At 60.7% G+C, this 9,902-nt stretch carries 9 protein-coding genes and 1 pseudogene; 9 read left to right on the top strand and 1 reads right to left on the bottom strand.

Annotation, left to right across the window (positions count from 1 at the left end):
- The first annotated feature begins 110 nt into the window (after window positions 1–110).
- The 5 genes and pseudogenes from OBACDRAFT_RS21070 (at window position 111) to OBACDRAFT_RS30225 (ending at window position 4,569) form a co-directional block, all read left to right on the top strand.
- Window positions 111–1,157 (top strand): sulfate ABC transporter substrate-binding protein, encoded by a 1,047-nt coding sequence (locus OBACDRAFT_RS21070; protein WP_043588885.1) that lies wholly within the window; start codon window positions 111–113, stop codon window positions 1,155–1,157.
- A 75-nt stretch (window positions 1,158–1,232) separates the two neighbouring features.
- Window positions 1,233–2,153 carry a sulfate ABC transporter permease subunit CysT gene (gene cysT, locus OBACDRAFT_RS21065; RefSeq protein ID WP_081722245.1) on the top strand — a complete coding sequence of 307 codons (921 nt, stop codon included), beginning with the start codon at window positions 1,233–1,235 and terminating at the stop codon, window positions 2,151–2,153.
- 89 nt (window positions 2,154–2,242) lie between these two features.
- Entirely contained in the window at window positions 2,243–3,073 is an 831-nt protein-coding gene (gene cysW / locus OBACDRAFT_RS21060; RefSeq protein ID WP_043588884.1) for a sulfate ABC transporter permease subunit CysW, read from the top strand.
- 13 nt (window positions 3,074–3,086) lie between these two features.
- Window positions 3,087–3,431, top strand: a pseudogene (locus tag OBACDRAFT_RS30230) (FAD-dependent oxidoreductase); the annotation flags it as partial.
- Window positions 3,432–3,825: 394 nt separating this feature from the next.
- Window positions 3,826–4,569, top strand: a complete 744-nt coding sequence (locus tag OBACDRAFT_RS30225; protein WP_232767510.1) for an FAD/NAD(P)-binding protein — start codon at window positions 3,826–3,828, stop codon at window positions 4,567–4,569.
- Window positions 4,570–4,593: 24 nt separating this feature from the next.
- Here the strand turns inward: OBACDRAFT_RS30225 and OBACDRAFT_RS21050 are convergent, their stop codons facing one another.
- Window positions 4,594–5,610 (bottom strand): LacI family DNA-binding transcriptional regulator, encoded by a 1,017-nt coding sequence (locus tag OBACDRAFT_RS21050; RefSeq protein ID WP_043588883.1) that lies wholly within the window; start codon window positions 5,608–5,610, stop codon window positions 4,594–4,596.
- A gap of 97 nt (window positions 5,611–5,707) precedes the next feature.
- Between OBACDRAFT_RS21050 and OBACDRAFT_RS21045 the strand changes: the two genes are divergently transcribed.
- The 4 genes from OBACDRAFT_RS21045 to OBACDRAFT_RS27055 all read left to right on the top strand — a co-directional run bounded on the left by OBACDRAFT_RS21045 (window position 5,708) and on the right by OBACDRAFT_RS27055 (window position 9,867).
- Window positions 5,708–6,775 carry a glycoside hydrolase family 130 protein gene (locus OBACDRAFT_RS21045; protein ID WP_043588882.1) on the top strand — a complete coding sequence of 356 codons (1,068 nt, stop codon included), beginning with the start codon at window positions 5,708–5,710 and terminating at the stop codon, window positions 6,773–6,775.
- A 154-nt stretch (window positions 6,776–6,929) separates the two neighbouring features.
- Entirely contained in the window at window positions 6,930–7,772 is an 843-nt protein-coding gene (locus OBACDRAFT_RS21040; RefSeq protein WP_043588881.1) for a PEP-CTERM sorting domain-containing protein, read from the top strand.
- 40 nt (window positions 7,773–7,812) lie between these two features.
- Entirely contained in the window at window positions 7,813–9,201 is a 1,389-nt protein-coding gene (locus tag OBACDRAFT_RS21035; RefSeq protein WP_157837232.1) for a hypothetical protein, read from the top strand.
- A gap of 27 nt (window positions 9,202–9,228) precedes the next feature.
- Complete coding sequence (locus OBACDRAFT_RS27055; RefSeq protein ID WP_043588879.1) at window positions 9,229–9,867, top strand: DUF1559 family PulG-like putative transporter; 639 nt, start codon at window positions 9,229–9,231, stop codon at window positions 9,865–9,867.
- The last annotated feature ends 35 nt before the right edge of the window (window positions 9,868–9,902 follow it).

Raw genomic sequence — 9,902 nt, 5'->3', positions numbered from 1 at the left:
CCCCGTCCACACTTTCATAGCACCCATGAGGCCCAGCCGCCTCATGAGTCTATCGTCTGCCACACACACACAACCGCACTGCCACACAACTACACACACACGATTCAGTCATGCACCACACACTACCACGTATCCACCGCGCCCTTACCGCGCTCATTCCCGCGGCAATCCTCGCCGTCCTTGCCGCCGTGCCCGCCACTACGCACGCCCAGCAACAGGACATCCTCAACACCTCCTACGACATCTCACGCGAACTCTTCGCCGACGTGAACAAGCAATTCGTTCCCTACTGGAAGCAAAAAACCGGCCAGGACGTCACCGTGAAACAATCCCACGCCGGCTCCTCCAAACAAGCCCGCGCCATCCTCGAAGGCCTGCAAGCCGACGTCGTCACCTTCAACACCTTCACCGACGTCCAGCTCCTCGCCGACCAAAACTACGTCTCCAAAGACTGGGCCTCTCGTTTCCCCCACAACGCCTCGCCCTTCTACTCCGTCCACTCCATCCTCGTTCGCAAAGGCAACCCGCAACGCATCCGCGACTGGAACGACCTCGCCCGTCCCGGCGTGAGCATTGTGCAAGTCAACCCCAAGCTCGGTGGCAATGGCCGCTATGCCGTCCTCGCCTACTACGCCTACGGACTCCATGCCAACGGCAACGACCACGCCAAGGCCCGCGCCTTCCTCAAGGCCGTCCTCGCCAACGTCGTTGTATTCGAATCCGGGGGACGCTCCGCCACCACCACCTTCACCGAACGCGAGATCGGCGACGTCCTCGTCAACTTTGAATCCGAAACCCTCGCCCTCTCCGCCAAGGACGCCGCCAAATTTGAAGCCATCACGCCCAGCGTGAGCGTCCTCTCCGAATTCCCCGTCGCCATCGTGGACAAAGTCGCCGGCAAACGCGGCACCACCGCCCTCGCCCAAGGGTATCTCGAATTTCTCTACACTCCGCAGGCGCAGGAAGTCATTGCGCGCAACTTCTACCGCCCGCGTGACGAAACCGTGGCCGCCCGCCACGTCGCCCAGCTTCAACCTGTCAAGGCCCTTGAAGTTGACGCCGTCTTCGGCGGCTGGCCCAAGGCCACCGCCGACTTCTTCGCTAACAACGCCCTCGTGGACACTCTTCTCAAGGAAATCGCCACCGGGAAAAAATAACGTGGATGGAAGTGGCGCGGGCGTCCCGCCCGCATTCTGTTCCGAAGCGGGTGTGACGCCCGCCCCACCCTCTCAATGCAGGCAAGATGTCTGCGCTACGCGCCGCCTCCCCCCCCCCCCCCCCTCTCCGTGACAAACCACGATCAACAATCCGAAATCAACAATCCTCCCGCGCACCGTCCCCGGCACATCATTCCCGGCTTTGGCCTCACCCTGGGAAGCACGCTCCTCTTCGTTTCCCTCGCCATCCTGCTCCCCCTTGGCGCCCTCTTCCTCAAAGCCGCCAGCCTCTCCTGGACCGACTACTGGACGCACATCACCGACGCCCGCGCCCTCGCCACCTATCGCATCACCCTCACCTCCGCGCTCCTTGCCACCGTCATCAATGTCACCCTCGGCGTATTGATCGCCTGGATACTCGTCCGCTACGACTTTCCCGGACGCCGCCTCCTCGACGCCGCCATCGACCTTCCCTTTGCCCTGCCCACGGCTGTCGCCGGACTCAGCCTCGCCACCCTCCTTGCCCCCAACGGACTCATCGGCCAGTTTTTCGCCCCCCTCGACATCAAGCTCGCCTACGCCCTCCCCGGCATGGTCCTTGCGATGGCCTTCACCAGTTTCCCCTTTGTCACGCGCACCGTGCAACCCGTCCTCGCCGACCTCGATCCGCAACTCGAAGAAGCCGCCACGGTTCTTGGTGCCGGCCCTCTCACGACCTTTTGGCGTGTCATTTTTCCGGCGATACTGCCCGCCACGCTTGCCGGAGGCACGCTGGCCCTCGTTCGCAGCCTCGGAGAGTTTGGCGCGGTGGTTTTTATTGCCGGCAACCTCCCCTTCCGCACCGAGATCACCTCGCTGCTCATCTACACCCGTGTATCCGAACACGAATACGAAGCCGCCGCCGCTCTTGCCACCATCGTCCTCGCCTCCGCCCTGCTCCTCCTCATCGGCATGAACACCCTCCAGCACCGCCTCTTGAAAAGAACTGAAAACTGAAAAGCTGAAATTCTCTGCCCAACCGATCCACAACCACCAAACACCACATCCTCCCCTTTTAGTTTTCAGCTTTTAGCTTTTTTCAAAAAATGTCTTCCCGCGCTTCCATTTGGACTCATCCCCGCCGCCTCGCCCTTGTCCTCACCGGCGCCGGGTCCGCCACGCTCCTTATCCTTCTGCCGCTCTTTGCCGTATTCTATTACGCACTACGCGACGGCTGGGCCGCCTACGTCGGTTGCCTCCTCGATGCCGCCACCCGCCACTCAATCCTCCTCACCCTCCTTGCCGCCCTTGTCGCCGTGCCTGTCAACACCGCCTTTGGCATCACGGCGGCCTGGGCCGTGGCCAAGTTTGAGTTCCCCGGACGCCGCCTCCTCATCAGCCTCATTGAACTCCCCCTCTCCATCTCTCCCATCGTCATCGGCGTCGCCTACCTCTTCGTTTTCGGCATGCAAGGCCTTTTCGGCCCTTGGCTCATGGAGCACGGCATCCGCCTCGTGTTTTCCATTCCCGCCATCCTCATCGTCACCACCATCGTCACCTGTCCCTTTGTCTTTCGGGAAATCCTGCCCCTCATGCAAAGTCAGGGCACGCAGGAGGAGCAGGCCGCGATCATCCTTGGCGCCAGTGGCTGGCAAACTTTTTTTCGCGTCACACTGCCCAACATAAAATGGGCGCTCATTTACGGCGTATCGCTTGCCCTCGCGCGCAGCCTGGGAGAATTTGGCTCCGTCGCCGTCGTTTCCGGAGCCGTGCGCGGCGAAACCAACACCATGACCCTGCAAATCCAACTCCTTTTCGACGACCGCGTGCAAACCGGAGCCTTTGCCGTTGCCTCCATCCTCACCACCCTCGCCCTCGCCACGCTCATCCTCAAAACCTGGGTCGAACACCGCGACGGGCGGAAACTAAAACACTAAACTCATTTCACCCATGTCCGCACCACGCATCGCCATCATCGGCGGCGGCCTTTCCGGGACGCTCGTCGCAGTGCAGCTCATGCGCCAGGCTCCGGCCGGCACACGCATCACGCTGATCGAGCGACACCCTCCCGTGGGTCGCGGCGTGGCCTACGGCTCCAACTATTGTTGTCACCGCCTCAACGTCCCCGCCGCCCGCATGAGCGCCTTCCCCGACGCTCCCGATCATTTCATCAACTGGGCCCGCGAACGCGCCGGCCGCGTCGGCTATCCCGAACACGTCAGCCCCGACGACTTTCTCCCCCGCCGCCTCTACGGCGATTATGTCGGCTGGCTCTTTGCCGAAGCCCGCCAGCGATTCAAAGACCACGGCATCCTCCAAAACATCGCCGGCGAAGCGATCGACGTCGAAGAACTCTCCGCCAGCCCCTCCCCCCCCCCCCCTGCCAGTCCTGCCGTTGCCGATCCCCGTCCGCCCCGCGCCCGCGTTTATCTTGAAGACGGACGCACCATCGACGCCGACCGCGTTGTCCTCGCCATCGGCAACCTCCCCGGCGAATACCCCGTGCGCCGCTCGCAAAAATTTCTCCACGGCCGCCGCTACGTTCACATCCCCTGGACCGAAGGCGTGCTCGAAGGCATCGACCGCGACGACGACGTTCTCCTTGTCGGCGCGGGACTCACCGCCGATGACATCATCCTTCAACTCGCCGAACTCGGACACCGCGGCGTCATCCACGCCCTCTCCCGCCGTGGCCTCCGCCCCCTCGCCCACCGTCCCCCCCCCCCCCCCGGAGCGCGAAACGCAGACTCAACGTTCGACACTCAACCTTCCGACCTTCGACAGCGGCGCGGCTGCTTTCTCCACCGTCCGTGCCGCCGTCCGCCACATCCGTGCCGAAGTCGCCCGCGTCACTGCTGCCGGCGGCGACTGGCGCGGCGTGATCGACGCCCTCCGCCCGCACACCCAGGCCCTCTGGCAATCCTGGAACTGGGAAGAGCGTGGACGCTTCCTCCGCCACGTCCGCCCCTTTTGGGAGGCGCACCGCCACCGCATCGCGCCGGCAGCAGCCGCCGAGATCGACCGCCTCGCCGCCATTGGACGCGTTCGTTTCTGGGCCGGACGCATCGAGTGTCTTGAAGAAACGGATACCGGAGCCAGCGTCGAATTTCGCCGCCGCGACACCGGCCACACCGTCAGCCTCAAGGTGGCGAAAGTCATCAACTGCACCGGACCCCGCACCGATTATTCCAAATACCAGCACCCCCTGCTCATCAACCTTCTCGCCCGCGGCCTCATCGACCACGACCCGCTCGCTCTCGGCCTCAACGCCTTGCCCACCGGCGAACTCTACCGATACCGATCTGGTCCCACCGGCTGGCTCTACACCCTCGGCGCTCCGCTCAAAGGCGTCCTATGGGAAAGCACTGCCGTCCCCGAAATCCGCGAACAAGCCCGCGCCCTCGCCGCCCGCCTCGGCAATTTGGAAACTTAGGCGCTGATCTGCCAAACGCAGCTCTTACTGCCGCAACGTCGTTCCCTCGTGCCACTCACTCCGAATGCAGACCACGGGCTGCGGCGACTCATAATGCGAATCGTGCCGTTCCAAGGCTGAAGCCAACTGGCTCACCGCCATGCGGCCCATGTCCTCGTAGTTGATTTTCAACCCGCTTTCGGGCCGACCCTCCACGCAGTCAATCCGGCACACGCCGATGTCCAACGGCACCCTCCAACCTGCGGCTTGCAGCCAGTCGAGCGGCTCGGGGCCATTGCCAATGATGACTTCGGGCCGCCTCTTTTTCGCCCATCGGTCCACACTCGCGGGCGAATAATCTTCGGTGTCCTCGAACAAACTCGTCACCCGCACCGCATCCCGGTGCTGCCGCTCAAACAGCAAACACGCCGCGAACACCGCCCAATGCCGCCGGTCCTCGTCCGCGCCCTGCATGGCCAGCCCGATGCGGCGATAACCGCGCGCGTAGAGTTCGTCCAGCAGTCGCTCCATGTCGTCGGCCAGCAGCCGGTCAATGCGCGGGAAGGACGAAGTCTCCAGCGTGTGTTCAATTTCAATCGCGGCAAAACGCGTCCATTCGTCGGCCAGTTGACGCGAATCCGTCCATACCCGCGGGCCAAACACCACGCCGCGAATCCCGCGGGCCAGCAACTGCCGCGCCACAGTTCGCTGCGCCCGCAAGTCCTTGGGCAACTGGAAACGTTCGACCTGATAACCCAGTTCAGCCGCCCGCTCCATGACCCCCCGCCAAAACCCCGCCATCCATGGCCGGGGCTCCGCATCGCGTGGCGGACGCACAGCCAGAAACGCGAGCGTTTCCCGGTAAACCGGTTTGTCCGGTTTGCGCGCGAAGGTGAGTGCGCTGGCCAGCAAAGGATCACGCACGTAGCCGAGCCGGGCGGCCACCGTTTTCACATGCTGGCGCGTCTCCTCGCTCATCCCTCCCAATCCGCGCAACGCTCTGGAAACCGTCGCCACACTCACCCCCGACTCGCTCGCCAGTGTCTTGATGTTCACACGCATGTTAACTGTTACGTAGCGTTCTGGTTGCCTCGCCGTAAAGCCCCGAATTGGATCATCGCCGATCCTGCTACTCCAGGCCGCCTCACCTTCTTTCCCGATGACCGCCACACCTCCTCCTTCCTCGCCAACCCGCGCCGCTGGTACCGCGCCCGCAACCGCCTCACGCAACGGTCATGTTCCCGTTGACTGTCGCTCTGCCGCCTCAAAACGCATTTTTCAAAAACACCCGCTGAATCCGCTCATCACGCCTGCCGATTTTCCCGGCAACCGCGTCATGTATGCCTTCAATCCCGGCGCCATCAAAGTCCGCAACGCCGATGGGGTCGACGAATACCTCATGATTGTCGATGCCGCCACACTCGCGCAGCCCGTTGTGTTCTGGCTCGCCCGCAGCCGCGACGGCGTCAAGTGGACCCTTGACCCCCAACCACTCGACTGGCCTGCCGCCGATCACACGCACGCGGAAGATTGCATTTACGACCCACGCATCACGCCCGAGCCAGGCAATCCCGGCAGTTACATTTTGATGTATGCCAGCAGCAGCGAGACCGACGGCTGCCGCCTCGGCATCGTCCGCACGCGCGATTTCAAAACCTTCGAGCGAATTGGCATCGTCAGCGAACAGGGCAACCGCAACGGCGCGCTCTTCCCGGAAAAGATCAACGGCCTCTACGCCCGCCTCGACCGCCCCTTCGGCGACCCCAACGACACCTGCGGCATGTGGCTCAGCTACTCCCCGGACCTCATCTACTGGGGTCGCGCCGAACCTGTCATGAGTGCGCGCCCCGGCCTTTGGGACAGCCTCAAAGTTGGCGCTGGTTGCGTCCCCATTCGCACCGACAAAGGCTGGCTCGAAATCTACCACGGCGTAACGAACACCGGCGCCGGCCTCATCTACCGCCTCGGCGTTTGCCTGCTCGATTTGCAAAATCCCGCCAAAGTCATTGCTCGCGGCGAGGACGCCGTTCTCTGGCCCGAACACGACTACGAACTCACCGGCCGCGTCGGCAACGTCACCTTCACCTGCAACGCCATCGTCGAACCCGACGACACCGTAAAAATCTACTACGGCGCTGCCGACACCTGCATCGGCCTTGCCGAAGCCAAACTCGCCGACCTCATCGAGGCCTGCTTCTCCTCGAACCCAATCCGCCTGAAACCATAAAAAGAACCCAAAAACCGCGCCCCCATGTCTCGCCAAAACCTCCGAACGACCAAACCTGACGCGGCGTCACAACAGACTCACAGACCTCATCGAGGCCTGTTTTTATCCGTAAGTCCAATATGCCTCTCGATATAACCTCATACACACACATATCATGAAAACATCGAACAAAACCTCCATCGGTGCCATCTCGGCAACGATTGTTACAACCATCGCCCTGTTCCTGTCGCCAGTCGCAAAAGCTGCCGATCCTCTCCCTCTCTATTCGGAAAACTTCGAGCGTGCTTCTGGTGGCGGCAACCTGCCGGTATCGGATTTCGGTTGGCAAGCGTTCAGCGGAAGCACTGCAGTCAACATCTCGACTGCGGGTGCACCTGCAAACTCCGACATTGTTGCAATCACTCCAGTGGCGGGCAATCCAGGCGGTCTGGGTGCGCTCTATTCTGTTAATGCAGCAACCGCAGGCCAGACCTTCGCCGCTGTTGAAACCTTTGCCACCGGCATCACGATTCCTGAAACGAGCACCATCTCATGGACAATGGCCAATGCCAGCATGGATTCAAAGGTGCGTGTGCTTGTCCAGATTGGCGGGAATGGCACCGCAGGCACCGGCACTTGGTATGCCTCCGATGAGGCATTCGCCAGTGCGAAAGCCTACGGCGGATTTGGAAATTTTAGCAGCGCTCCCACGTCCGAGGTCACATTCAATCTCAATTTTACCGCCGACAAATCCACATGGCGCGAATTCACTCTCACCCCCGGAACCAGCATGAGTGTCGCCGGCTCGTCCCTCTCCAGCAACTTGGCATCCAACACCATTACTGGCGTCGGATTCTATATCGTCTCCGCTAACACAACAAGCAGTGCGGTCCGCCTGGATTCACTCACCATCACAGCCGCCATTCCCGAACCCACCTCGGTGGCCGGAGTGCTGGGGACGCTCGTCATCGTTGCTGTTTGGACTCTTCGTCGACGCAAGGCCACGATTGTTCGCTGAGCGATTTTCCTCTCAGGTTATTAAAAACTCCAGGCCACCCATGCCGTTCCGAAACCCGATGAAATTCCTCCACTATTTCCCCCTTCATCGCCTGCTCATCCTGCTGGCTATCACCCTGCCTGATCTTACTACGACTACGGCAGCGACTGCCTCCAGCGACACAGGCACCCGTCTCCCGGAAAACGTCTCCAGCCTCATCGACCAAGCTCATCGTGAGATCTGGCGACGCTTCATCACCCCTGACGGCACGCTTCTGGACTACACCGGACTCGATGGACAGACTATCCTCCCGACAGCCGAACAATGCCGCGAAAATCAACCCAATGGATTTGGCTGGTGGACTCCCATTGAAAACGGAGCTTTTTTCAACGGCCTTTACATGGACGCCCTCGTCTCCCGCTGGGAAATCACGCGAGAGGCCGACATCGCCGCCAAAGCGCGGAAACTGGCCGCCGGATTGGAAAAACTCGCCACCGTAAGCGGCACCCCCGGCTTTATCGCCCGCGGTTTCGCCGACGATGGCAAAACCGTTTATCCCCTCAGCTCCGAAGACCAAGTGTATCCGTGGTATTACGGGATGTGGCGCTACCTCAAAAGCGCCATCCCAAGTCAGGCCGAGAAAACCCGGCTCACCCAACTTGTCGAAACCACCACCGCCGGCCTTGAAGCCGTCCGATGGAAAATCCCTCCCGCCCGCGAAGGCTTTGGTTTCAACGGCGATCTCACCGCTCCACACTTTGACCCCAGTGTCCGGCTGCTCTTCATCCTTCGCGCCACTCATGACTTGGGCGGCAACACAAAATGGGCGACCATCTACAAGCAGAAAGCCCTCGAAATACCTCGTACCCAGAAACCGGCGCGAATCGACATCTGCGCCGCCGGTTCCGACTACATTGCACCTGGCATAAGCCCCAAATATCCTGACCATCCTCCCATCTGGACATCCGCCTCCTCGCAAGTCGGCCTGCGTGCCCTTCGAGACATGGAAAAGGATGATGCCATTGCGCAGAAATATCAGTCCGGTCTTGCTCAAAGCGCCCGCAACGCCCTCGCCAATCTCAAACGCTGGCGCGAATTCAACGAAACAACGGCTGCGTCCATGCAGTTCGACATTGATTGGAGACCTCTTAATCAAACGTCCTCCGGTTGGGTGCCTCAAGAATCCCAAGGTGCTGCATTCAAACTCGGGCTGCATCAATATGGTCAGTGGAGACGCATCTCCCCGCGCCGTATCTACGAGAACGATTTCATGCGCGATCCTCTGTTTGCCGCCTGGGTCGTATTTTTGTCCGACGATGCTGAATCCCTCGCCATTGCACGTCAGGAGTTTCCTCAAGCGCTTTCAAAATATCGCTGGGATCAACTTTACACTGCCTGCTTCTTTATGGCCGAAAACGCCTGCTGGCGCATGGCACAACATACACCCTGATCAACTCCCCCCCCCCCCCCCTCCCCCATGAAGACTCAAACCTCGCCACGACGCACGATTGCGCCATCGGCCTGCAACGCCTTCACGCTCATCGAGCTGCTTACCGTCATTGCTATCATCGGCATACTTGCGGCCATTATCATCCCCACCGTTGGCAAAATCCGCCAGACAGCCCGGGCTGCGCAATGTGCCTCAAACATGCGACAGATCGCCATGGCTCTCAACCTCTACGCCGACGAACACAACGACCTGTTTCCAAAAGCATACAAAAACACCGGCGACCTAACCTGGATGCAAAAAATCGCCTCTTACGTTGGACTTAATAAAGAAGCGCTCGGTGAGCATAGAGCAGCGGGCATACTTATATGTCCATCATTTAAACCCGTTGCCGCTCGTGCCGTTTCCTATTTGCTCAACGGCACAATGAACCCCGACGTAGAGGTCGGATGTCAATGGAACTATCGCCGCTCATTTGTTGTAAGCCCTTCAACGACCATTCTGCTCGTTGAAGGCAATGTGAACTCCGAGTGTCATGGCCCTTATGGTCCGACCAATCCTATCGAACGCCGACACTCCGAAGCCGCCAACTATGCCTTTGTCGATAGTCACATAGAACGCATCAAGGAAATCATCACGTATAACGATCCTCGTTGGGGGAAAGAATAATCCCCCCCCCCCCCCCCCCGGAGTCTCCTTTCAAT

Source organism: Geminisphaera colitermitum TAV2 (assembly GCF_000171235.2).
Classification (GTDB): Bacteria; Verrucomicrobiota; Verrucomicrobiia; order Opitutales; family Opitutaceae; genus Geminisphaera; species Geminisphaera colitermitum.
The sequence above is the reverse complement of the archived record's forward strand: the minus strand, read 5'-3'. Positions and strand labels throughout refer to the sequence as shown.

Excerpts from the sequence above, each read along its gene's own strand:
- OBACDRAFT_RS21070 (WP_043588885.1), top strand. The coding sequence starts at position 111 with ATGCACCACACACTACCACGTATCCACCGCGCCCTTACCGCGCTCATT.
- cysW (WP_043588884.1), top strand. The coding sequence starts at position 2,243 with ATGTCTTCCCGCGCTTCCATTTGGACTCATCCCCGCCGCCTCGCCCTT.
- OBACDRAFT_RS21045 (WP_043588882.1), top strand. The coding sequence starts at position 5,708 with ATGACCGCCACACCTCCTCCTTCCTCGCCAACCCGCGCCGCTGGTACC.
- OBACDRAFT_RS21050 (WP_043588883.1), bottom strand. The coding sequence starts at position 5,610 with ATGCGTGTGAACATCAAGACACTGGCGAGCGAGTCGGGGGTGAGTGTG.
- OBACDRAFT_RS27055 (WP_043588879.1), top strand. The coding sequence starts at position 9,229 with ATGAAGACTCAAACCTCGCCACGACGCACGATTGCGCCATCGGCCTGC.
- cysT (WP_081722245.1), top strand. The coding sequence starts at position 1,233 with ATGCAGGCAAGATGTCTGCGCTACGCGCCGCCTCCCCCCCCCCCCCCC.
- OBACDRAFT_RS21035 (WP_157837232.1), top strand. The coding sequence starts at position 7,813 with ATGCCGTTCCGAAACCCGATGAAATTCCTCCACTATTTCCCCCTTCAT.
- OBACDRAFT_RS21040 (WP_043588881.1), top strand. The coding sequence starts at position 6,930 with ATGAAAACATCGAACAAAACCTCCATCGGTGCCATCTCGGCAACGATT.